This window comes from Frigoribacterium sp. CFBP 8759 (assembly GCF_014841655.1).
Classification (GTDB): domain Bacteria; phylum Actinomycetota; class Actinomycetes; order Actinomycetales; family Microbacteriaceae; genus Frigoribacterium.
In genome coordinates this window covers 838,798-861,705 of sequence record NZ_JACYUH010000001.1, presented here as the reverse complement: position 1 = coordinate 861,705, position 22,908 = coordinate 838,798, and the positions used below count along the sequence as shown (strand labels likewise).

The window sequence follows — 22,908 nt, the reverse complement described above, 5'->3', positions numbered from 1 at the left end:
GTGGATCATCAGGGCGCCGTCGGGCTCAGGCGGTCCGGGGCCAGTCCGTCGTCAGGTAGGCCTCGACGGCACGGTTGCGGAACGCGTACGGCTTGCCCCGGCTCACCACCCCGCGCACCGTGTCGAGCCGTTGCGAGGTGGGCCCGAGCTGGGCGCCCGAGGCCAGGCCCATCGCCTCGGCGATGGCGTTCAGGGTGCGCTCTGCCGGGGGCAGCGACGCCATCGCCCGAAGGAACTCGTGCTCTCGTGGGGGGAGGCGGTTCAGGATGCGCTCGACGTGGGCCGACGCTTCGCCCTCGGCTCCGCGCCAGCCCGCCACGACGTCGTCCTCGGACACGACGGGTGCCGTCCCGACGTTCCACGCCCGCTGCCCGGCGAGCTGGAACAGGAAGGGCTCTCCGCAGCTGAGGGCCGCGATGGCCCTGGCCGCCGCGGGGTCCATGCGGACGGTCTCGACGACGCCGTGTTCGCCCGGGGTCTCCCAGCCGGCGATCACGAACGGCTGGAGTGCTTCGAGGATGTCGCCCTCGTCGAGGGGGCCCAGCGTGGTGGTCCGGAACCGCCGGGCGAAGGTCGCCCCCTTGCGGGCACCCGCCATGTCCTCGAAGTCGGGGAGGCCGGTCAGGTAGACGGCGACGGGCAGGTGCCGGGACACGGTGCCTCCACCGGGGACGGCGACCTCGACCTCGTGCGAGAGGGTGTCGCCGAGCGCGATGAGGAGCTGCGAGAGGGCGGCCTCGTCGCCGATGTTCTGCACCTCGTCGACGTGGATCACGACGACGGCGTCCTGCTCGATCGCCGCCTGCCCGAGTTCGACGAGGAGTTCGAAGAGCGCCGTGAACGGCTCGGGGCCGTCGGCGCCGCGCGTCGTCACCGAGAAGCCGGTCACGGCCACCTGCTCGACCCTGGCGAGCAGGTCGAGCACGCCCCGACGGGTCGAGGCACGGAGCCCGGCGCCGTCGGCCAGACGCAGGACGGCGGAGGCGATGATCTTGAGCGGATCGGCCCCGGTGGGCATGCGCAGCTGAGGCGTGACCCAGTCGCCGGCCTCGGCGGCGTCGCGGGCGATGCGTCGGACGAGGCTCGACTTGCCGGTGCCCGGTTCGCCGAGGATCGTCCGTCCGGTCTCGTACAGACCCGCACGTCGGCGGGGTCGCAGGACCTGGTGCCAGTCGCTCAGCTGCTCGGTTCGGCCGGCCCAGACGTCGGGGACGACGTCGGAGCCCGCCTGGAACGGGTTGGTGAGGGGAGTTCGCACGGTGATAAATTTATCAGAGCCCGGGTCGACCGTTGATAAATTTATCAAAGCCTCTCTCGGGCTCGTCGTCGACGCAGCTCGGTCGCCACGATCCGTCGCCCCTCGAGGACGGCCCGCAGTCCGACGAGCAGCGTGCCCGGTGACCCGACGAACTGGCGCCGCCCGCCCTGCAGCAGCACCTCCCACGCGATGCGGGGGGTCAGTCGGCGCCACCGGCGGAGGTCGTCGTCGCCGAGGTGCTTCGCGGCGAACAGCAGCCGGTTGCGGATGTTGTACCGGTAGTACCCGGCCGACTTCGCCTGCCCCGACCGGTCGGCCCCGCCGTCGGTCTGCGTGCCGCCCTCGGCGTGGACGACGGTGACGTCGTCGAGCAGCCGCAGCGCGCCTCCCGAACCGACGACGCGACGAGACAGGTCGACGTCCTCCCAGTACAGGAAGTAGTCGTCGTCGAAGCCGCCGCAGCGCTGCCAGAGCTCGTCGCTCAGCACGAGGCAGGCGCCGCTCAGCCACTCCTCGACGCGGGCGCCGGGCAGCCGTCGTCGCCGGGAGCGGATGCGGCCGTCGTCGAGGTACAGGTCGCTGCCCGCCGACCAGACGCTGCCGTCGGGGCGCAGCACGGTCGGCGCGCTCATCGTCAGCGGGTCGGACGAGGAGGCGCGGTGCAGGGCGGTGAGGGCTCCCGCGTCCGCGACGGCGTCCGGGTTGAGCAGCACGTGGTGACGCGCCCCGGCCTCACGGGCCCGGGCGACGCCGAGGTTGACGCCGGTGCCGAAGCCCTCGTTGCCGTCGGGCGCGACGAGGTGCCAGCCCTCGGCCGCGGCGAGCTCGCTCACGCGGGCGCGCTCGGCCGCTCCCGACCAGTTGTCGACGACGACCACGACGAGGCCTTCCGTCGCCCGCGAGACGGGCGCGAGGTTCTGGCGCAGCAGGTCGGTCGAACCGTAGTTGACGACGACCACCGAGAGGCCGACGAGCGACTCACCCACGGTTCGTCCCCCGTCCACCCGCAGGAGGCGCGGTGCAGGGCCCGTCGCCCGTCACCGACCTGACATGCTGGGGGCCGTGACGATCGACCCGACCACGCCGCGCCTCCTGACCATCGCCGTGCTGACCTTCCGCCGGCCGCGCGATCTCGACGCGGTGCTGCCGCTGCTCGTCGAGCAGGCCCGCAGCGTCCGCGGACTCGGCGTCGAGGCGCGCGTGCTCGTCGTCGACAACGACGCGAGCGGGTCGGGCCGTGGACGCGTCGAGGAGGCGGCGCTCGCGGCGGCCGACCCGGGCGACGGTGCCGGACCCGTGACGGTCGACTACGTCGTCGAGGCCACGCCGGGCATCGCCTCGGCCCGCAACCGTGCGCTCGCCGAGAGCGGCGACGGCGACGTGCTGGTCTTCATCGACGACGACGAGCGGCCGTCCGAGGGGTGGCTGGGCGCCCTGGTCTCCCTGCAGGCCGAGACGGGTGCCGCGGCCGTCGTCGGTCCCGTGCGCAGCGAGTACGAGGTCGAGCCCGAGCCCTTCATCGTCGAGGGACGCTTCTTCGTGAGACGCCGACTCGCGACCGGCACGCCCGTCGACGTCGCCGCCACCAACAACCTGCTGCTCGACCTCGTCGAGGTGCGTCGCCAGGGCCTGGCCTTCGACGTGGCCCTCGGCCAGCTCGGTGGCGAGGACACCCTGTTCACCCGCAGCCTGGTCGCCGGTGGCGGCACGATCCTGTGGTGCGCCGAGGCGGTCGTCACGGACGTCGTCCCCGCCCACCGCGTCACGCGGCGATGGGTCGTGCAGCGTGCCTACAGCAGCGGCAACGGTTGGAGCCTCACCTCGGTGATGCTGTCCGCGCGAGGGGCCTCGCGACTGTCCATGCGCCTCCGGCTGTCGGCCAAGGGCGGCGTGCGCGTCGTCGGCGGGCTGGGCCGGTACGCGGTCGGCACGGTGACCCGCCCCCTCGGTCGACGGTCGCTGGGGCAACGCGCTCGCGGCATCCGGACGATGGCCCGGGGCGCCGGCATGGTGGCGGGCGCGTGGGGCGCGGGGTACCGGGAGTACGGCCGCGTCGACGGCTGAGCTCACGGGCGCGCCCGGCGTCCGCCGACGGCACGTCGACCACGGGTCGCGGCGATCGCCCGACGGTAGGCCGCGACGTGTGCCTCGCCCGCGCGGTCCCAGTCGCGGGCCGACAGGTCGGGGCGCGCGTCGTCGTCGAGCCGCGAGGCCGCGTCGAGCGCGTGCTCGACGTCGTCGGGACCGAGTTCGTCGGCGTACTGCCGGACCCAGTCGGCGCCGACCTCGTCGGCCAGGCGGGCGTTGACCTCGTTGGCGGGCACGAGCACGGGCCGGCCGAGCGACAGCGCCGTCAGCACCCCGCCCGAGTTGTGCATTTCGCGGTAGGGCAGCACGACCAGCTCGGCCCGGCGCACCACGTCGATGAGGTCTTCGTCGTCGAGGAAACGCAGGTCGAGGCTGACCCGGGGATCGTCGGCCGCGAGCTGCTCGAGCCCGTGGGCGAGCTCGGGCGTCGAGGGCTTGCCGGCGGCGTGCAGCCTCCGGTCGTCGCCCCGGACGCCTCGGAAGGCCCGGACGAGGCCGTCGACTCCCTTGTAGCGGCGGATGAAGCCGAAGTACGACACCCGGCCTGCCTCGCGCGACGGCCACGGCCAGCGGGCGAACCAGTCGACGTAGTGGCCGTGGGGGATGAGCGCGCCGAGTGCGTCGGCGTGCTCGGGAGTCTCGTCGTTCAGCCGCACCCAGAGCGCGGTGCGTCGTTCGATCCAGCGCAACAGGACGCGCTCGCGCCGGGAGATGCCGCTCGGCAGCTCGAGGTTGTGCTCGGTGCGGACGATCGGGGTGCGCGTCAGTCGCAGCTTCGTCACCAGGGCGACGGTCAACGCCTGACGCACGAGCGCCTTGAGCGGGCTCTGCCCCGAGACGAGGATCTCGGGCCAGTGCACGTGGAAGACGTCGTAGCGGCCCAGGAGGGCGCCCTTCCAGTCGAAGGTGCGCACCTCCACCCCGGGCACCGCGCCGACGGCGTCCCGGAGCATCACGAGGTAGGGGTTCGTCGTCGGTCGCGGTCGCGGGAACGACTGCTGGACGACGAGCCTGCTCACGTGCTCCGGGGCGGCGTCGGTCACGGCTTGAAGACGCTCAGGTCGTCGAACGAGACCGTCTGCGGGGCGTTGGTGGTGCTTCCCGAGGTGTAGGCGCCGAGGGCGACCCAGCCGGGTGCCTGCAGGCCGGCGAAGGTGTCGGTGGTCGACACCGTCCAGGCCGTGGGCTCCGCGGTGCCGTCCGCCCAGACCTTGGCGCGGATCGTCGTCGTGCCCGAGCCGCTCACCTCGAGTCGGACGTTGAGCTTCGCACCGGGGACGATCGTGCCGGGCACGAGCGTCTCGCCGACCAGGTTCACGCCGGAGGCCGACCCCTTGAAGGCGGTCAGGGCGACGACGGCGCGTCCGTCGGAGCGGTAGCGCAGGGTCGCGCGGTACTCCGAGTTGGTCGCGACCTTGCGGCCGGTCACGTAGACGAAGGTGCCGCCGCCGGTGGCCGCCTTGTCGAGGCTCACGCTGGTGCGCAGGTCGGCGTCGGTCGTGCTGACGCCGGTGAGTGCCATCGAGGTGTTGTAGCCCGCTGCCCCGAGGAACTGCGTGCCGACCCCACCGGTCACCGCGTACTGCGACGCGCTGCCCGTGCGGGCCCAGGTGCCGCCGACCTCCGCCGTGCCCCAGCCGCCCGTCACCGAGCGTCCGAAGCCGTCCTTGACCGCGGCCGTGACCACGGGAGGCGCGGTGACCGTCACCGTGGAGGTGCGGGTGGCGGTGGCTCCCTTGTCGTCGGTCACCGTGAGGGTCACGGTGTAGGTGCCGCCGACGGCGTAGTCGTGGGCCGCCGTGCTGCCGGTCGCCGTGCCTCCGTCGCCGAAGTCCCAGGCGTACGCCGTGACGGTGCCGTCCGAGTCGGTCGAGGCGCGTCCGTCGGTCGAGACCGAGAGGGCCTTGGCCGACGTCGTGAACGAGGCCGTCGGAGCAGCGTTCGGGATCGGCGCGACGGTCACGCTGCCGGTCGAGGTGCCCGTGGCGCCCTTGTCGTCGGTCACGGTGAGGGTCACCGTGTAGGTGCCGGCCGCCGCGTAGGTGTGCGCGGCCGTCCTGCCCGTGGCCGTGCCTCCGTCACCGAACGTCCAGGCGTAGGCCGCGACGGTGCCGTCGGGGTCGGTCGACGCGGTGGCGTCGGTCGAGACGGCCAATCCCGTGGCGGCGCTCGTGAACGAGGCCGTCGGGGCCACGTTCACCGGGGGAGCCGGGGCGACCGTGACCGTCCCCGTCGAGGTGCCGGTGGCACCCTCGGAGTCCGTCACGACGAGCGTCACCGTGTAGGTGCCGGCAGCGGCGTACGTGTGGTTCGCGGTCGGGCCCGTCGCGGCCACGGTGCCGTCACCGAAGTCCCAGCGGTACGACGCGACGGTCCCGTCGGAGTCGGTCGAGGTGCTCGCGTCCACGGCGACGGCCAGGTGGTCGACCACCGAGGTGAACGAGGCGGTCGGTGCCGCGTTCACCCGGGGCGCCGTCACGGTGACGGTGGCGGTCGACGTGCCGACGGCTCCCTGGTCGTCCGTCACGGTGAGGGTGACGGTGTAGGTGCCCCCCGCGGCGTAGGTGTGCGAGGGGGTGGCGCCGCTGGCCGGGGCGCTCCCGTCGCCGAAGTCCCAGCCGTACGAGGCGATCGTCCCGTCGCGGTCGACCGAGGTGCGGCCGTCGAACGCGACGCCGAGACCGGTGGGCGTCGAGGTGAAGGCCGCCGTGGGCGCGGCGTTCGGCTTGTTCGCACCGAGCGCGTAGTGCTGCGCGACCGTGGTGGCGTCGAGGGGGCGGGCGTAGACCGCGGCCTCGTCGAGGCTCCCGGCCCAGTAGCCCGAACCCGAGTTCCACGAGCTGTCGCCGCCGAGGCGCCAGAACCCGCGGTAGCCGTCCGAGGCCGTGGTCGGGTTCGACCCGACCTGGGCGCCGTCGACGTAGAGCTTCATGCCGTCCGAGCCCTGCGTGGCGACCACGTGGTGCCAACGGCCGTCGTTGTAGCTCGCCGTGCTGCTCGCGAGGTTCATCCGACCGGTCCAGTTGCCGAATTGCAGGCGACCGTCCTGCTCCATGTACACGTGGCGGTCGTAGTTGCCGCTGTAGCCGGTCTGCTGGTTGCCGAAGCCGATCAGCTTGCCGCCCGAGGTCGTCGTCGTGTTGAACCAGGTCTCGAGCGTGTAGTTGTTCGGGGTGTCGTACGAGGTGGTGGTCGCGACGCCGGCGTCCTGGCCGTTGAACGTGGCCGACTGGCCGGAACCGCCGACGGCGGACGTGCCGCCGGTGGCCACGCCACCGCTGACGACGCCGTTGGTGCCGACGGGCGACGAGTCGGCCGAGACGGTGGAGGCGTCCCCGTCGAGGCGGAAGTACGCCTCGGGGTCGTCCTGGAACACCCGGGCGCCGTAGGCATCGGCCGGGGCCTTGGGCAGCTTGCTCGTGCGGCCCGAGGCGACCCACTGGCCGTCGACCTGCTTGGCGCTCAGGGCGGCCGGGTACACGGAGACGTCGTCGATGTCGCCCTGGAAGTACGGGGCGCCGTCCCAGTTGTTGTCACCGCCGATGCGCCAGTAGCCCGTGTAGTCCTGGCCACCCGTCGTGCCGGCGTCGGTCGCGACCTTCTTGCCGTCCACGAAGAACGACTGGCCGGCCGAGCTCAGAGTGCCCACGACCTGGTGCCACGCACCGTCGTTGAGGGCGGTCGGGCTGGTGATGATGCGGGACGAACCCGGGTAGACGCCGAAGGACACACGGCCCCGGGGGTCCATGTAGAGGTGCCGGTCGTACGAGTTCGAGGCGCCGGTGCGGTTGCTGCCGAAGCCGACGATCTTGCCACCGGTGGTCGACGTGGTGCGGAACCAGGCCTCGACCGAGAAGGTCTGCGGGCCGGCGATGGCCGAGGTCGTGGACGAGAGGCCCGTGTCGGTGCCGGAGAAGGTGCTGGCGCCGTCGGAGTCGGACGCGGTCTGACCGGTGGTGCCACGCGTCACGCCGGCCTGGGCCTGCTGGTCGTCGTAGCCGACCCAGTCGTAGACGGTCGAGCCGCTCTTCTCGCCGAGGCGCCAGAGCGAGGTGGCTCCGTCGGCGGCGACCTGCTTGACGTAGGGCGAGGCCTTGTCGGCGGTCACGGTGACGTCCACGCCGTCGCCCAGCACGGTGTTGCCGAGCGGGTCGGTGGCCCGGATGCGGTAGCTGTGCGTGCTGCCGGGCGCGAGGTCCTTGTCGACGAAGCCGAGGGCGGGACGCTTCCAGAAGGTCGAGGCCGAGGTCGTCGTGTACACGGGGTTGGTGAGGTCACCGTCGCGGTAGACGGCGTAGCTCAGGTTCGCGTTGTCCTTGTCCCAGTTGGACTGCCAGCTGACCCGGACCGTGCCGGACGACAGCGAGACCAGGCTCGGGGTGAAGAGGGCGCCGGAGGCCTCGGGGCCCGTCTTGTTCGGGGCGATGCTCGACACCGCGAAGCGCACGAGGCCGTTCTGCGCCTTGCCGTTGACGGACGGGAACTCCCCGCCGTAGACCACGTACTTGTCGTTGGCGGCGACGCTCCACGGGCCCTGGCTCAGGCCGGTGTAGGTGCCGGTGGCGAAGTCGGGGAACCAGTTCAGGATGCTGGGGGCGGGAGTACCGGCGAAGTTGTAGTAACCCATCGGATCGTTGGTGATGGTCTGCGTGGCCGAGTCGCTGAACGCCATGGCGCGCTGGAAGGTCCAGGGGTTGGTCTGCGGCTGTCCGCCGATGTTGCCGCAGTAGTGCGGGTGGCCGGCGACGTAGACGGCGGTGCTGTTGGCCGCGACCGAGTAGGTGTCACCGTGGCAGTCCTCGACCCACTGGAGGTCGCCGTTCCAGGTCGCCTTGAAGGCGCCTTCGAGTCGACCGCCGCCGCCGAACGTGTAGCCCGACCCGTAGAAGCCGTTGGCCGTGGCGCTCAAGCTGTAGATGGCCGCCTGGCCACCACCGTTGCGGACGACGTCGTTCGCCTGGACGGGCAGGTTGGCCGCCGAGGTCGCGTCGACCATGGCGAGCCCGTACCCGGGCTGCGACGAGCCGTTCACCGAGCTGAACGAACCGCCGAGGACGATCTTCGAGCCGTCGGGGCTGGCGACGAGGCCGAGCACGTCACCGCCGGCGATCTGCGGAGCCCACGGGAGGTTCGTGCCGTTCGAGGCGGTGACCGCGGCCGCCTTGGCACGCGTGTCCTTGCCGATGCTCGAGAAGACGCCGGCGATGTAGACGTTGGGGCCCACGGCGGCGATCGCGTTCACCGTGGCGTTCGTGCCGGGGTTCCAGCTGGTGACGAGGGCGCCGGTGGTCGGGTCGAGGGCCGCGAGGCGGTACTTGTTGACGCCGTTGACCTTCGTGAAGGCGCCGCCGATGTAGAGACGTTTGCCGTCGGGGGACGCGGCGAGGGCCTTGACCTGCCCGTCGATCACCGGCGCGAACGTCGTCGAGAGCGCTCCCGTGGTGATGTCGTACGCCAGCAGGTAGCTGCGGGGGACCTCGTCGACGCCCGCTGCCGAGCCCGCCGGGCGGGCCTTCGTGAACTTGCCCGCGGCGTAGACGGTGTTGCCCACGATCACCTGCGTGAAGACGGACCCGTCGATCTGGGGTGCGGGGAGCGCGTCGGCCGTGACGGTCGCCGGCGTCGACGGCGACGTCGGGTCGAGGGGGGCGGAGTCGGCCGCAGCGGGCTGGACTCCGACCAGGACGGACAACAGCACGGCGGACGCAGCGACGATCGCGGGGAGACGAAGGCGCGACGAGACGGTTCTTCCCATGGGGGAGCCTCATTCGGGTCGGGTAGGCGTCATCGGCATTCGGGTACCGATGGCTTGACGACTATAAGGTCCCCCCAAGGGGGGACAATGGCCCCCGTTGTGGGTACAGGGGTATTACGAGGTCGATCCCTCGAAGACGACGACCGGCACGTCGACGGCGTAGTCGAAGGTCAGGCGGAGGTCGGAATGCCCGTCGACGGGCACGGCGAAGACGTAGACGCCGTCGGCCGTGGCGCCCGCGGCCACGCTCGCCGGGAACGAAGAAGTCCCGGTCGAGAACGTGTTCGCGGGTGTGCGGTCGGCACCGTAGGCCAGGTTGACCACGACGGTCGAGAGGTCCACGGGAGCAGCCGACGAGTTGTACACCTCGAGTTCGGCACGGACGGCCGGGCCGGTCACCTCACCGGGCAGCGCGGCCTCGCCGTCGACCGCGTCGAGGCTTTTCACCCGGACCGTCACCCCGTCCACGACGGCGGGCGACTCGTCGAGGCCCACGGGTGGTGCCTCGGGTGTGTCCGGCCCCGCGGCGGGAGGCACGGTGTCGGTTGGGGCCGTCGTCCCGTCGTCCGACGACCCGCCGGTCGTCGGCGAGCTCGAGCCCGACCCCGGTCCGGCGGCGCCGGGCTCGTCGGCGTCGCCGCCCGAGACGGCGGGCACGACCACGAAGGCGACGACGAGGGCGAGCGCCACGGCGACGGCGGCCAGCGCGATCACCAGGCGCCGACGGGACCTCGTCGGTGTGGGGTCGGGCGTCTGGTCGTCTGACGACATGGTGGCTCCTCGGTCGGGTGGCCCGTCCCGCCGGACGCCGGTGGGGTCCAGGGCCGCTGCTAGCATGCCAGCACTCCGGGCCACCCGCACCCGACCCGTCGGTCCGGTCGCCCTCTCCCTCGTCCACGAGGCGAGGGCTCGCGGTCGGCACGCACGAGGACGGCCATGACGACCACCACCCCGACGACGACCCGCCCGGCCGGGTCCACGGCGTCCTCAAGACGACCTCGCGCCTCCTCGATCGGCGTCCCGCTGGCGCTGGGTCTCGCCGGCACCGCCGTGGCGCTGGTCGGTTCGTCGACGGTGTCGCTGTGGACCGACGAGGCCGCGACGGTCTCGGCGGCCACCCGCAGCCTCCCCGAGCTCTGGGCCCTCGTCCAACGCATCGACGCCGTGCACGCCGCCTACTACCTGCTGATGCACGTCTGGACGACCGTCGCCGGGACCTCCCCGGTGGCTCTCCGCCTCCCGAGCGCGGTCGCGGCCGGAGTCGCCGTCGTCGGCGTGCACCGGCTGCTTGTCGTGCTCGGACGCCGGGACGCCGCCGTCGCGGGTGCGGTGGTCGCCGTCGTGCTGCCGCGCATCACCTGGATGGGGATCGAGGCGCGCTCCTTCGGGCCCAGCGCGGCCGTGGCCGTGTGGGCGACCGTCCTGCTCGTCGTCGCGCTGAACCGAGGAGGTGCGGCGCGGTGGATCGGGTACGCCGCCCTCGTCGGGGTGGGTACCGCCCTCAACATCTACGTCGCCCTGTTGGCCGTCGCCCACGCCGTGACCGTGGCCGCCTGGCGTCGGGTCCCGGTGAGGCGCCGCCTGGCCTGGCTCGCCTCCGCCGCGGCGGGCGGTCTCGTGGCGTCGCCGGTGGTGCTGCTGGCCGCCGGTCAGCAGGGGCAACTGGGCGACAACGACCTGGGTCTCGTGCAGATCGCGCGGGGGATCGTGGTCAACCAGTGGTTCCTCGGGGGGACCCCCACGCGCGTGGACTCGACGGCGTCGCCCACCGAGCCCTGGGCGCTCGCCTCCCTGGCCCTGGCCCTCGTGGGGTGGATCGCGATGGCGGCTGCGATCGTCGCCGGGGTGCGCGGCCGTCGTGCCGGGCCGCTGTGGGTCCTCGTCCCCGTGCTCGTCGTGCCCACCGCCGTCGTGGTCGGCTACAGCCTGCTGGTGAGCCCGCTCTACAACCCCCGCTACTTCACCTTCGCGGCGCCGGCGTGCGCGGCGCTGGTCGGAGTCGGCGTGACCGCACTCCGCCACCGTGGCGCCCGGGTGGTCGCCCTCGCCGTGATCGTCGCCCTGTGCGTCCCGGTCTGGCTGTCGCAACGTCAGGTCACGGGGAAGAGCGGCACCGACTGGTCCGAGGCGGCAGCGGTGGTCGAGCGGGGCGCGCGGCCCGGCGACGGGGTCTACTTCGCGCCTCTCGACGCCGATCCGCCTCGGGTCGTCGAGCGGTCGACGTCCAACGTCGCCGTCGTCTACCCGGATGCCTTCGACGGTCTCGTCGACGTCACGGTCCGCAGCCGGCCCGTCGACCAGGACAGCCTGCGGGGGACGGCCTGGCCCCTCGGCTCGCCGGAGGCGAGGCTCGACGCGGTCGACCGCCTCTGGGTCGTCGAGCCCGCCGACGAGCCCACGGCCCGCGCCGACGACGTCGTCCTCGAGACCGCCGGCTTCGAGGTCGTCAGCCGGTGGGCTGGCGGGATGACGGCAGTCGAGGAGTGGCGCCGACCCTGAACCGGTCGATCCCGTCGCGGGCCACCGGCACGAATGCCAGGGCCAAGGCGACGACCAGGGTCGGGAACGCGCTGTAGAACGGCGCGAAGAAGAGGTTCCAGCTGCTCTGCGCCGCGGTGTAGAGCAAGATGCCGCTGGCGGTGCCGTCCGCGATGCGACGGACGACGCCGACCCCGAGGACGCCGAGGACGACGGCGGACAGCACGAGCCCGACCACGCCCGACTGCGCCCAGAGGTCGCCGACGACCGAGTGCAGCTCGAAGTGCCCGCCGAACATGAACCGCTCGACGTAGCCGTTGTCGGGTTGGTACCCGATGCTGCTCATGCCCTCTTTGGCGATCTGGATGTCGCCCGCCGTCGGGACGACGCCGGCCCCGAAGCCCCAGGGGTGGTGCTCCATCAGGGCGGCGGTGGCCGCGAGCTCGGGGCGCCCGCCCAGGATGAGGGAGCCCGACACCCTGAGCTGCTCCACGCTGCGCGACTGGGTCGCGAGGCCGAGGTAGCCGTCGAGGATGAGGGCCTGACCGAGCTGGAAGACCACGACCCCGAGGACGCCGAGCCCGATCAGGACGGCGGCGGCCGACGGGCGCCGGTGCGGGCGGACGATCGCCAGCTGGGCGAAGACCAGCAACGCCGCGAGGAGCAACAGGCCGAACGCCGAGCGGAAGTCGCTGAGCGCGGCGACGATCGTCAGGGCGAGCAGGACGGCCAGTTCCCACCGGCGTCCGTACCGGGTGGCGAGGGCGAGGGCGATGACCGTCACCGGCAGGGCGAACCCGAACTTCCAGGGGTTGCTCGCGAAGAGCGGTGTGCCCGTGCTGAAGCCCAACGCCAAGCCGATGCCGAACCAGAGGACGGCCCGCTCGGGCGTCAGGACCTCCGTTCCCCACAAGAAGAGGCCGACGCCGAGGAGGGTCCCGAGGAGGATGACCGTCATCGGCACCGTGGAGGGCGACGACGAGACGTGGTCCCCCGAGTTGGCGACGCCCAGCCAGAGCCCGAGCGCGACGGCCAGGAGGCCCGCCACCATGAACGCGACCCCCCAGTGGTGGCGCCGCAGCGAGCCCCACCACACGGGCAGCAGCAGGGCGGCCACGACGAAACCCGCCTGCATGCCCTGCGGCAGGGTGAAGCGCATGCCGAGCACGACGAGCGCGGCGGCGGCGATCGCCCGGACCCAGGCGCGCGCGTCGCCGGGGGAGGCGCGGGACCGCTCGGGACGGCCGGCCGCCGGCGCCGACGGGGCGGCTCGGAGCAGCGTCATGGGACGAACTCTAGGCGACGCCCGCGACCTCGACGACCCCCGTCCTGGTGTCCCCCACAGTGCCGACACCCGAGGGGGAGCCACCTTGTTGGGGGCTGACGCCCCCTTGCGGAGTACGCGTGAATGTAACAAGATCACCTCTTGTCCTGACCGGGTGAGATTCCGTCCCCTCAGATCCATCCCGCGCAAGCCCCCGTCCTGGGGGCACGGCGTGGTGTTCTTCCTCTCGCACGAGCCTCCGTCCCCGAGGCATGTCGCGGGATCGCCCACACCTTCCCTTGATGAAAGCAGTGACGATGCCCAGCGCCCCCGAGCACCGCCTCTCTCCGCCCGTCCGCGTCCGCACCGCCGTGGGTGCCCTGGCGACGGCCCTCGCCGTCGTGGCCGGGGTCCTCGTCCCGGTCACCAGCGCCTCCGCGGCCCCGACCACGGTCGCCACCGACTCGTCGGCGCGCACGTCGACCACCGGTTGGGGGTCCGCCGACAAGGGAGGGGCCTGGTCGACCTGGTCCGGTCCGTCGAAGGCGTCCTTCACGGTCGGGTCCGGCACCTCCACCATCTCGGACCTCGCTCCCGGCTCGACCGCGACGGCGACCCTCGCGAGCGTGTCGGTCAAGGACGTCGAGGTCGAGGGCACGGTCTCCCTGCCGAAGACCAAGGCCGGCTTCTACCAGGGCTGGGAGCTCCGTCGCCAGGGTGACGGCTCCGCCTACCGAGGCCGACTGGAGTCGGGCAGCTCGGGCAAGGTGGCCCTCGCGGTGACCAAGGTGAAGAAGTCCGGCGAGACCCTGCTCGGCCGCGTCGCCCTTCCCGCCAGCGTGACTCCGGGTTCGACCCTGGCCGTCTCGTTCCGTGCCGAGGGCACGACCGCCGTCGCCCTCAAGGGCAAGGCCTGGGTCGACGGTTCCGCCGAGCCGGGTTGGCAGCTCGCCGTCTCGGACTCTGCGGCGGACCGCGTCTCGCAGGGCGGGTCCGTGGGCCTCTGGCAGTACGCCAGCGCCGGCAACACGGCCCGCTCGAGCACGTCGTTCGACGACCTCGTCGTCATCGGCAGCCCGTCGGACGCCACGCCGGCGCCCACGCCGACGCCCACGCCGACGCCGACGCCGACGCCTGCACCTGCTCCTGCACCTGCTCCTGCACCTGCTCCGGCACCCGCGCCCGAGGTCGCTCCCGTCGGCTCGCGGGGTTCGCTCCCGGTCGGCTCGGCCTCCTACCCCGTTCCCTCGGGCGCGATCGTCGTGTCGCCGTCGGGCGACGACGGCGCGGCCGGGACGCAGGCGGCGCCGCTGCGCACCCTCGCGGCAGCCGTCGCCAAGGCGAAGTCCGGGGCGACGATCGTCCTCCGTGCCGGCACCTACAACGAGAGCGTCGTCGTGCCCTTCCAGAAGAAGGTCACGATCCAGTCCTACCCCCGCGAGGCCGTCTGGCTCGACGGCTCCGTCCCGGTCACGTCGTGGTCGCGGTCGGGTTCGGGGTGGAGCACCCCGTGGTCGGCGTTCCCGTCGTCGGTCATGGACAACGTGGCGGACAACCCCCGCTTCGTGTCGCCGTCCTTCCCGCTCGCCGCGCGTCCCGACCAGGTCTTCCTCGACGGGGTGCAGCTCACCCAGGTGACTCCCGACCGTCTCGTCCCGGGCACCTTCGCGGCCGACCCGGGCTCCGGCCGCATGCTGATCGGCAGCGACCCGGCCGGTCACTCGATCCGCATCAGCAACAAGGCCCAGGCCATCTGGGTGCAGTCGCCCGACACGACGGTTCGTGGCTTCGGCGTCCGGGGATACGCGACTCCCTACGCCGAGCGAGGCGCCATCCGCCTGGGCAACACCGGGGCGACGGCCGAGAACCTCGTGATCCAGGACAACGCCATGATCGGCATCAACCTCGAGAACAACGGTGGCACCCTGTCGAAGCTGACGGTCGAGCGCAGCGGCCTGCTCGGCATCGGCACCAACGCCTCGTACGACCTGAGCATCACCGACTCGGTGATCCGTCAGAACAACTGGCAGCGCTTCAAGGAGGCGCCGGTCTCGGGCGGCATCAAGATCACGCGATCACGCGGCGTCACCGTGTCGAACAACGACATCAGCCGCAACTACAGCTCGGGTCTCTGGCTCGACGAGTCCGTCTACGACAGCAAGGTCATCGGCAACACGGCCGAGGGCAACGAGTGGACGGGCATCCAGCTCGAGCTCTCGAGCAAGGCCGTCGTCGCCGGCAACACCATCACGGGCGGCAAGGCCGGACTGCAGATCTTCAACACCGACGACGTCCGCGTCTACAACAACTCGATCGGCGGCTTCAGCCAGTTCGGCATCAAGGTCACGCAGGACGAACGTCGGCAGGCCACGGCCTCCACCGGCCAGGACCGTCGCCGTCCGTTGCCCGACCCGACGGTGACCTGGGTGACGGGCAAGATCACCATCGCCAACAACGCCTTCGGCAGTGGTGGTTCGTACCAGATCTTCGTCCTCGACGGCAAGACGAACCGGTCGGCCGACTCCATGGGCATCACGGTGACGGGCAACGCCTTCAACCAGCGACGCACCACGGCGCAGGCGACGCTCGTCGGCTGGGGAGCCGGGGACAACAAGACCGTGACTCGTCTCGACTCGGTCGCCGCCCTGTCGGCAAAGAACGGATCGTGGCGCAACGTCGAGACGTCCGGGGCGCTCGACCTCGGCGGCATGGGCAGCCTGCTCGCCTCGTCGCTCGGCATCGTGTCCACCCTGCCGGCGGACGTCGCGGCGCTCCTCGGGCAACCCGGGACCGCCCGCCGCATCGGCGCCTTCTGATCGACCGACGACGCCCGGCACCTCGTGGTGCCGGGCGTCGTCGCGTCCGGTCCTGGGTCGATCGGGCGACCGGTCGAGGAGGCGCGGGTCGCCTCGTCGACACCGCCTACGATTGACCCCGTGATCCTGGCCATCGACACCTCCGCCGGCTCGTCCGTCGCCGTCGTCGACCGCGACGGCGGCGTCCTCGCCGAGCACACGGTCGCCGACACCCGGCGACACGCCGAGGTGATCGGCCGTCTGATCGACGACGCCCTGCGCGAGGCCGGCGTGACCCCGTCCGAGCTCTCGGCCGTGGTGGCCGGTCGGGGCCCGGGCCCCTTCACCGGCCTGCGCGTCGGCATCGCCGCCGCCCGGGCCTTCGCCTTCGGTGCCGGGGTGCCGTGCCTCTCCGTCGGCAGCCACGACGCCGTCGCGTTCGAACGGCTCTCGGCGGCGGCGGGCCGTTCCGTCGGCACCGCCGGCGGGTCCGTCGACTCGCCGCTCGTCGTCGTCACGGACGCCCGTCGCCGCGAGGTGGCACACAGCTCGTGGTCGGGGCTCGACGACGACGGCCTGCCCGTGCTGGTGGCCCGCCCCGCCCTCGTGAGGCCGGCCGACCTCGACGAGGCGACCGGCGCCTCCTCGTCCTGGCCGCGCACCGACCCCGACGCGACGACGGTCTCGGCGGCCGCGCTGGGAATGCTCGCCGAGCGGCTCTTCGAGCACGGCCGCGCCTTCGCCGCCGCCGAGCCGCTGTACCTGCGCGAACCCGACGTCACCCCGTCGGCCGGCCCGAAGCCGGTCACGCAGTGAGCGTGCTGCTGCGCACGGCCACCCTCGACGACCTCGACGGCATCATGGCCATCGAGACGTCGACGTTCCTCACCGACGCCTGGTCGCGGGCGAGCATGACGCACGAGCTCACCGCCCCCGGCGGTCGCTACCTGGTCGCCACGGCCGAGGGCGACGACACCACCGTCATCGGTTACGCGGGCATGCTGGCGCTGAAGGGGGCTCCTGAGGCCGACATCCAGACCATCGCCGTCCTCGCCGAGCACCAGGGGCGCGGGCTCGGACGGGCGATGCTGACCCAGCTGCTCACCGAGGCCCGTCACGGCGGGGTGCGCGAGGTGTTCCTCGAGGTGCGGGCCGACAACCCCGGGGCGCAGCACCTCTACGAGACGCTCGGCTTCGAGCGCATCGCCGTCCGTGCCCGGTACTACATGCCCGACGGGGTCGACGCCGTCGTCATGCGACTGCGCGTCCCGCCGGCCGTCACCGAGACCACCGCGGGCCCCCTCGAGCCGATCGACGACGTGCCCCTCGACGAACAGGACGTCCGCCCGTGACCGCGACCCGCGCCTCCTCGTCCGCCGCCGAGCAGGCGGCCGCCGAGCCCGCCGTCCGCGAGCCCCTCGTGCTCGGCATCGAGACCAGCTGCGACGAGACCGGCATCGGCATCGTCCGCGGACGCACCCTCCTCGCCAACGTCATCTCGTCGTCGATGGACGAGCACGCCCGCTACGGCGGCGTCGTGCCCGAGGTCGCCGCGCGCGCACACCTCGAGGCGCTCGAGCCCGCCCTCGCCGCAGCGCTCGCCGAGGCCGGCGTGACGACGGCCGAGCTCGACGCGATCGCCGTGACGAGCGGACCCGGGCTCGCCGGGGCGCTCATGGTCGGCGTCGGTGCCGCCAAGGCCCTCGCCCTGGCGACGGGCAAGCCCCTCTACGCCGTGAACCACCTCGTCGGCCACGTCGGGGCGGACGTGCTCCGCGCCGACGGCAGCGAACTCGAGTTGCCGACCATCGCGCTGCTCGTCTCGGGCGGTCACACCTCGTTGTTGCACGTGCGCGACCTCGTCGACGACGTCGAACTGCTCGGCGAGACGATCGACGACGCCGCGGGTGAAGCGTTCGACAAGGTGGCCCGCCTGCTCGGCCTGCCCTACCCCGGCGGGCCGCAGATCGACCGCGTCGCCGAAGGCGGCGACCCGAGGGCCGTCCGCTTCCCGCGCGGGCTGACCCTCCCGAAGGACCTCGCGAAGCACCGGTACGACTTCTCGTTCTCGGGGCTGAAGACGGCCGTCGCCCGCTGGGTCGAACAGCGTCGCAGCGAAGGAGGCGCGGTGCCCGTCGCCGACGTCGCCGCCAGCTTCCGCGAGGCCGTCGCCGACGTCCTGCTCACCAAGGCCCTCGCGGCCTGCGCCGACCGGGGCGTCCCCCGCCTGCTGCTCGGCGGGGGAGTCGTCGCCAACGCCCGCGTGCGCGAGCTCGCGGCCGAACGCTGCGCGGCGGCCGGGGTCGAGCTGCGCGTGCCGCCCCTCTCGCTCTGCACCGACAACGGCGCCATGATCGCGGCACTCGGTGCCGAGCTCGTGTCGCGGGGTCGGGCGCCCTCGCCTCTCGACTTCGGGGCCGACTCGACGCTGCCCGTGACGACGGTCCAGGCCGTCTGAACCCCGCTGCGGGGCCCGGGCGACCGGCCCCCGGTCGCCGGTCATGGGTCGCCGATAGCATGGGCGCTCGACCGACCGCGGCCGTCACCGGCCGACCCTCAGCAGAAGGACGTCTCCGATGACCGACCAGAACCCCACGCCCCACGGCCAGCCCTCGCCGCAGAACCCCTACCAGGGCCAGCAGCCGGCCTACCCGGGGCAGCCCTCCGGTGGTCAGCCCTCGTACCAGGGGCAGAACGGCGCTCGTCCCGGTCAGCGCAACACCCTCGCCCTCGTGTCGATGATCCTCGGCATCGCGGGCTTCGTGACCTCGATCACGGCCATCGGTGCCATCGTCACCGGCCACATGGCGTTGAGCCAGATCAAGAAGCGGGGCGAAGAGGGCCGGGGGATGGCCCTGACGGGGCTCATCCTCGGCTACGTCGTCGTGGCGCTGACGATCCTGACGATCATCCTGCTCTTCGTCGTGTTCGGTGCGATCGCCAGCAACCCCGACCTCTACGACGGCAGCTACAACTCCTGAGGCCGCGGGCGCGCCCCCATGGGCGACGCCTCCCAGGGGCCGCTCATCGGCGGCCTCGCTAGCATGACGGGGTCCGCACCGGACGGTGCGGGCCCTTTCGTGTCCCGGGACGCGACCGTCACGGGTGTGACCGGCCGCCCCGATGGCACGACCGACGCACCGCTCGCGAAAGGCAGCTGATGGCCACCGACGACACCACCCCCGAGAAGCCGTCCTCGGCGCCGACCGCGCCCTCGGCTCCGACGCCGCCCGCGGCACCCACCGCGCCCCCTACGCGCCCGACCGAGGGTGGCGACGGGGCCACCGCCTCACCGCCGCTGCCTCCCACCGCCTTCCCGGGAGCCGCGTCCCAGCAGCCGTCGTCCCAGCCGCCCGCGTCGTCGCCCTACGCCGGGGCCGGCGTGCCGCCGACGGGGTCGGCGCCGTACGGGGCACCCCAGGGCGCCCCGGCGCCGCAGTCCCGTCCGGGGCAGGTCCCGCCGGGTGCTCCTCAGCCGCCCCGGCCGCCCTACGGCCAGCCGGGTGCACAGCCGCCGGCGGGGTACGGGCAGCAGGGCTACGGGCAGCAGGCGCAGAACCGGCCGCAGGGCTACGGGCAGCAGCCGGGGTACGGCCAGCAGCCGGGGTACGGCCAGCAGCCTCAGGGTCAGCGACCTGGCTACGGGCAGCCACAGGGGCAGCCCTCGGGCCAAGGCCAGCCTCAGGGCCAGCAGCCGGGGTACGGCCAGCCCCAGGGCTACGGCCAACAGCCCCAGGGGCAGCAGCCCTCCGGGCAGTCCGGTGCGCCGTACGGTCAGCAGTCGTTCGGTCAGCAGTCTTTCGGCCAGCAGGGTCAGCCCGTCGGACAGTACGGTCAGCAGCCCTACGGCCAGCAGCCCTACGGCCAGCAGCCGTACGGCCAGCAGGGCCAGCCCGGCGGAGCGTACGGCCAGCAGGCCTACGGCTCGCCCTACCCGCCGTACGCCTCGGCCGGCGCCGCACAGCCCCCGCGCCTCCTCAGCCTCCTGGCGATGATCGGCTCCATCGCCGGTCTCGTGCTCGCGCCCTTCACCTTCGGGCTCTCGATCGTGGCGTCCATCGCGGGCATCGTGCTCGGGCACCTGGGCATGTCGCGTGAGCGTCACGCGAGGGGGTTCTGGCTCACCGGGCTCATCGTCGGCTACGCCGGCGTCGTGCTCATCGTGATCGGCTGGATCGCCTTCGGCCTCTTCATCGCCGACTTCTCGTCGGGTTCCGACTACTACGGCGGGTACTGAGCCCGGCCCCACCCCGGTGGGGCACGAGTGGGCAGGAGGCGTCGCCGCAGGGGCGAGAAGCGTCTTCTGCCCACTCGTGCGTCACCACGAAGGCGCGACGGCGGGGGTCGGGCAGCAGCGAGACCCGCCGCTCTCGCGTCCCGCCCGGCGTCAGACCAGGCGCTCGCAGAGCAGGGCGGTGTGCCGCCCCGCGACCCGGGTGAGGACGAGGGTCGCCGACCCGGTCCCCTGCAACGAGAGTCGCTTGCGGAACGTCGCGGGGTCGACGTCGACTCCGCGCTTCTTGATCTCGAGTCGCCCGATGCCCCGGGCCCGCAGCTCGCGCTTCAGCGTCCGCTCGTCGAGCGGGAACGTCTCGAGCACGCGGAATCCCTGTGCGAAGGGGGTCTCGACCCGCGCCTCCGTCGTCAACCAGGCGATGTCGCGACTGATCATCCGGGCGTCGATCGAGCGGGCCAGGTCGCCGATGAGGCGTGCCCGGATCACGGCGCCGTCGGGTTCGTAGAGGTACTCGCCGAGGTCGCCCGGGTCGACGTCGTCCGAGTCGGCGGCGGCCGTCAGCTCCGACGCCCCGGAGGCGCTGATCACCAGGGCGGACCGGCCCACTCCCGGCCGCGCGAGCGGCCCGAACCACACGCCCACCTCGACCACGTCGCGGTCCACCGAGATCCACTGGCACTCGGCGTCCGTCGGCAGCAGCTCGCGGTCGACGCCCGGACCGAGCTTGACCCCGGTGGGCAGGCGGTCGGCGAAGCCGAAGGCGACGTCGAGGCCGGGGGACCAGTCGGCCGGATCGGCGAGGCGCTTGGTGGCGGTGTGGCCGGACGTCCGTCGCGCCGGGTCGAGGAAGACCCCCTCGACGCCTGCGAGGTCGGTCGTGGCGGCGTCCCCCTGCTCGACCCGTGACGACGGCCACGGCGCGAGGTTGTACGAGGCGACGGCCGCGGTCACCTCGTCGCGGTCGACGGCGAGCACGTCGAGGTCGAGTGCGGCGAAGGCCAGGGCGTCGCCCCCGATGCCGCAGCCCAGGTCGGCGACGCTGCCGATCCCCGCCGCGGCGTAGCGTCCGGCGTGGCGGGCGGCGACCGGGAGGCGCGTGGCCTGTTCGAGGCCCGCGTCGGTGAACAGCATGCGGCTCGCGAACTCGCCGAACTTGGCCACGGCCCGGCCGCGGAGCCGGGCCTGTGTGAGCACCGCCGACACGAGGGCGGGGGAATGGCCCTGCTTGCGCAACGCGGCCACCGTGCCGACGACGTCGTCACCGGAGGTGCCGCCCGCCGGCAGCGAGTCGAGCAGCCGCAGCCCCTCGGGCGAGAGGACTTCGAGCAGCTCGGAGGAATCCATGTCGTCCAGTGTGACGCACGCGGGCAGACGCGTTGGCACTCGGATTGACCGAGTGCCAGTCTCGTCCTACAGTTGTTCTGGCACTCGCCCCCGGCAAGTGCCAGCCCCCATGTTTTCGTAGCACCGAGAAAGAAGAGGTCACCCGTGTCGGTCAGCATCAAGCCGCTCGAAGATCGCATCGTCATTCGTCAGGTCGAAGCCGAGCAGACCACTGCTTCGGGTCTCGTGATCCCCGACACCGCCAAGGAGAAGCCCCAAGAGGGTGAAGTGGTGGCGGTCGGCCCGGGCCGCATCGACGACAACGGCAACCGCGTGCCGCTCGACGTCGCCACCGGCGACAAGGTCATCTACAGCAAGTACGGCGGAACCGAGGTGAAGTACGGCGGAGAAGACCTCCTCGTGCTCTCGGCCCGCGACGTCCTGGCGGTCATCGTCCGCTAGCACCCCGGCACGGCTCCGGCCGTGCTCCGCGACCCCGGTCGCCATCCCGAAGGCCCCTGCTCCGGCAGGGGCCTTCTCCGTGTCGGCACCGTGCCGGCCGACGAGGGCCCGTCCCCAGGCGTCGTCGTCCGTCGATCGATCCACGGTGGCAGGAGTGGCCGTTCCGGCGGCGGGCGCAGCCACCTAGAGTCGCCTGGTGACCTCGACCCGCGCCTCCTCGTCCCCCTCCGCCCCGACCTCGGGGCTCGGCGTCGACGGGGCCGGCGGGGCGGGCCTCGCCTACGCCCTGGGGGCCTACGGGCTCTGGGGCGTCCTGCCGGTGTACTTCCTGCTGCTGGCCCCGGCCGGCCCGTTCGAGATCGTCGCCTGGCGGGTGCTCTTCTCGCTCGTCTTCTGCGCGGTGCTGCTCGTCGTGACGGGGGCGCTGCGCTCGTTCCTGGCCCTGCTGCGACAGCCGCGCCTGGTGGCCACCATGGGGGTGGCCGGCGCGTTCATCGTCGTGAACTGGACGGTCTTCATCTCGGCGACGCTCAGCGGGCACGTGGTCGAGGCGGCGCTCGGGTACTTCATCAACCCGATCGTCACCGTCCTGCTCGGCGTGGTCGTGCTGCGCGAGCGTCTCCGCACGACCCAGTGGGTGGCCGTCGGGCTGAGCGCCGTCGCCGTCCTCGTGATCGCCGTCGGGGCGGGCCGGCCGCCGTTCATCTCGCTCGTCCTCGCGTTCTCGTTCGGGCTCTACGGCCTGGTCAAGAAGCAGGTCGGCGGTCGGGTCGACGCGGTCGGCGGGCTCACGCTCGAGACGCTCTGGATCGCACCCTTCGCGGCCGTCACCCTGATCGTGCTGCACGTGACGGGCCTCGGCGGCGGCGTCGTGCTCGGCACCGTGAGCGTCGGGCACACCCTCGCCACGATCGGCACGGGCGTGATCACGGCCGTGCCCCTGTTGCTCTTCGCCTCGGCGACGCGTCGGTTGCCCCTGACGACCGTGGGGTTGACCCAGTACGTCGCCCCCGTGCTGCAGTTCGTCGTGGGGGTCGTCGTGCTCGGCGAGCACATGTCGACCGCGCGGTGGGTCGGCTTCGCCATCGTCTGGGTCGCGTCGATCGTGCTGACCGTCGACATGGTCCGTGCAGGGCGACGATCACGCCGGCCCCTCGCCGTGGCCCCGACCACCTAGAAGCGACCATCCCTCGCAAAGTCACGAATGGCTAACGAAACGTCACTTTGACGTCGAGAACACACGCCAGA

At 72.6% G+C, this 22,908-nt stretch carries 17 protein-coding genes; 10 read left to right on the top strand and 7 right to left on the bottom strand.

Annotation, left to right across the window (positions count from 1 at the left end; all coding sequences use genetic code 11):
• Nucleotides 1–25: 25 nt before the first annotated feature.
• The gene (locus IFT79_RS03970) at nt 26–1,258 is read right to left on the bottom strand and encodes an AAA family ATPase (RefSeq protein ID WP_192122960.1); all 1,233 of its coding nucleotides are present in this window, start codon (nt 1,256–1,258) and stop codon (nt 26–28) included.
• A gap of 44 nt (nt 1,259–1,302) precedes the next feature.
• Nucleotides 1,303–2,244: a glycosyltransferase gene (locus tag IFT79_RS03965; RefSeq protein WP_192122959.1), complete on the bottom strand. Its 942-nt coding sequence runs from the start codon at nt 2,242–2,244 to the stop codon at nt 1,303–1,305.
• A gap of 76 nt (nt 2,245–2,320) precedes the next feature.
• On the opposite strand from IFT79_RS03965, the gene IFT79_RS03960 reads away from it, so the two are divergent.
• The gene (locus tag IFT79_RS03960) at nt 2,321–3,322 is read left to right on the top strand and encodes a glycosyltransferase family 2 protein (protein WP_342211758.1); all 1,002 of its coding nucleotides are present in this window, start codon (nt 2,321–2,323) and stop codon (nt 3,320–3,322) included.
• Between the two features lie 2 nt (nt 3,323–3,324).
• On the opposite strand, the gene IFT79_RS03955 is transcribed toward IFT79_RS03960, so the two are convergent.
• The 3 genes from IFT79_RS03955 to IFT79_RS03945 all read right to left on the bottom strand — a co-directional run bounded on the left by IFT79_RS03955 (nt 3,325) and on the right by IFT79_RS03945 (nt 9,872).
• The gene (locus tag IFT79_RS03955) at nt 3,325–4,389 is read right to left on the bottom strand and encodes a glycosyltransferase (protein ID WP_342211757.1); all 1,065 of its coding nucleotides are present in this window, start codon (nt 4,387–4,389) and stop codon (nt 3,325–3,327) included.
• Nucleotides 4,386–9,101: a PKD domain-containing protein gene (locus IFT79_RS03950; protein ID WP_192122957.1), complete on the bottom strand. Its 4,716-nt coding sequence runs from the start codon at nt 9,099–9,101 to the stop codon at nt 4,386–4,388. Before IFT79_RS03950 ends, IFT79_RS03955 begins: the two co-directional genes overlap by 4 nt.
• A 114-nt stretch (nt 9,102–9,215) precedes the next feature.
• Nucleotides 9,216–9,872 (bottom strand): hypothetical protein, encoded by a 657-nt coding sequence (locus tag IFT79_RS03945; protein ID WP_192122956.1) that lies wholly within the window; start codon nt 9,870–9,872, stop codon nt 9,216–9,218.
• A gap of 165 nt (nt 9,873–10,037) precedes the next feature.
• Between IFT79_RS03945 and IFT79_RS03940 the strand changes: the two genes are divergently transcribed.
• Nucleotides 10,038–11,600 (top strand): glycosyltransferase family 39 protein, encoded by a 1,563-nt coding sequence (locus IFT79_RS03940; protein WP_192122955.1) that lies wholly within the window; start codon nt 10,038–10,040, stop codon nt 11,598–11,600.
• Here the strand turns inward: IFT79_RS03940 and IFT79_RS03935 are convergent.
• A complete protein-coding gene (locus IFT79_RS03935; RefSeq protein WP_192122954.1) occupies nt 11,548–12,864 on the bottom strand; it encodes a hypothetical protein in 1,317 nt (438 codons plus the stop codon). The genes IFT79_RS03940 and IFT79_RS03935 overlap by 53 nt on opposite strands.
• Nucleotides 12,865–13,160: 296 nt before the next feature.
• Here IFT79_RS03935 and IFT79_RS03930 point away from each other — a divergent pair, with 296 nt between their 5' ends.
• The 6 genes from IFT79_RS03930 (at nt 13,161) to IFT79_RS16165 (ending at nt 19,875) form a co-directional block, all read left to right on the top strand.
• On the top strand, nt 13,161–15,659 hold the full coding sequence (locus tag IFT79_RS03930; protein ID WP_192122953.1) for a right-handed parallel beta-helix repeat-containing protein: 2,499 nt from the start codon (nt 13,161–13,163) through the stop codon (nt 15,657–15,659).
• Nucleotides 15,660–15,779: 120 nt separating this feature from the next.
• Nucleotides 15,780–16,454, top strand: coding sequence for a tRNA (adenosine(37)-N6)-threonylcarbamoyltransferase complex dimerization subunit type 1 TsaB (gene tsaB / locus IFT79_RS03925; protein ID WP_159824993.1), 675 nt, complete (start codon nt 15,780–15,782; stop codon nt 16,452–16,454).
• A 2-nt stretch (nt 16,455–16,456) separates the two neighbouring features.
• Nucleotides 16,457–16,990, top strand: a complete 534-nt coding sequence (gene rimI / locus IFT79_RS16170; protein ID WP_173153387.1) for a ribosomal protein S18-alanine N-acetyltransferase — start codon at nt 16,457–16,459, stop codon at nt 16,988–16,990.
• 68 nt (nt 16,991–17,058) lie between these two features.
• The gene (tsaD, locus tag IFT79_RS16010) at nt 17,059–18,096 is read left to right on the top strand and encodes a tRNA (adenosine(37)-N6)-threonylcarbamoyltransferase complex transferase subunit TsaD (RefSeq protein WP_173154850.1); all 1,038 of its coding nucleotides are present in this window, start codon (nt 17,059–17,061) and stop codon (nt 18,094–18,096) included.
• A 118-nt stretch (nt 18,097–18,214) separates the two neighbouring features.
• Entirely contained in the window at nt 18,215–18,619 is a 405-nt protein-coding gene (locus IFT79_RS03910) for a DUF4190 domain-containing protein (protein WP_192122952.1), read from the top strand.
• Nucleotides 18,620–18,798: 179 nt separating this feature from the next.
• Entirely contained in the window at nt 18,799–19,875 is a 1,077-nt protein-coding gene (locus IFT79_RS16165; protein WP_249407725.1) for a DUF4190 domain-containing protein, read from the top strand.
• A gap of 150 nt (nt 19,876–20,025) precedes the next feature.
• On the opposite strand, the gene IFT79_RS03900 is transcribed toward IFT79_RS16165, so the two are convergent.
• Nucleotides 20,026–21,219, bottom strand: coding sequence for a class I SAM-dependent methyltransferase (locus IFT79_RS03900; protein WP_192122951.1), 1,194 nt, complete (start codon nt 21,217–21,219; stop codon nt 20,026–20,028).
• A gap of 144 nt (nt 21,220–21,363) precedes the next feature.
• Here IFT79_RS03900 and groES point away from each other — a divergent pair, with 144 nt between their 5' ends.
• Both groES and rarD read left to right on the top strand, forming a co-directional pair.
• The gene (gene groES / locus IFT79_RS03895) at nt 21,364–21,660 is read left to right on the top strand and encodes a co-chaperone GroES (protein ID WP_043595988.1); all 297 of its coding nucleotides are present in this window, start codon (nt 21,364–21,366) and stop codon (nt 21,658–21,660) included.
• A 196-nt stretch (nt 21,661–21,856) separates the two neighbouring features.
• Complete coding sequence (gene rarD, locus IFT79_RS03890) at nt 21,857–22,837, top strand: EamA family transporter RarD (protein ID WP_192122950.1); 981 nt, start codon at nt 21,857–21,859, stop codon at nt 22,835–22,837.
• Nucleotides 22,838–22,908 lie beyond the last annotated feature (71 nt).

Bases quoted from the DNA above. Each gene is read 5' to 3' on its own strand.
- IFT79_RS03930 (WP_192122953.1), top strand. From the start codon at position 13,161: ATGCCCAGCGCCCCCGAGCACCGCCTCTCTCCGCCCGTCCGCGTCCGC.
- IFT79_RS03945 (WP_192122956.1), bottom strand. From the start codon at position 9,872: ATGTCGTCAGACGACCAGACGCCCGACCCCACACCGACGAGGTCCCGT.
- IFT79_RS03950 (WP_192122957.1), bottom strand. From the start codon at position 9,101: ATGGGAAGAACCGTCTCGTCGCGCCTTCGTCTCCCCGCGATCGTCGCT.
- IFT79_RS03910 (WP_192122952.1), top strand. From the start codon at position 18,215: ATGACCGACCAGAACCCCACGCCCCACGGCCAGCCCTCGCCGCAGAAC.
- IFT79_RS03900 (WP_192122951.1), bottom strand. From the start codon at position 21,219: ATGGATTCCTCCGAGCTGCTCGAAGTCCTCTCGCCCGAGGGGCTGCGG.
- IFT79_RS03940 (WP_192122955.1), top strand. From the start codon at position 10,038: ATGACGACCACCACCCCGACGACGACCCGCCCGGCCGGGTCCACGGCG.
- IFT79_RS03935 (WP_192122954.1), bottom strand. From the start codon at position 12,864: ATGACGCTGCTCCGAGCCGCCCCGTCGGCGCCGGCGGCCGGCCGTCCC.
- IFT79_RS16165 (WP_249407725.1), top strand. From the start codon at position 18,799: ATGGCCACCGACGACACCACCCCCGAGAAGCCGTCCTCGGCGCCGACC.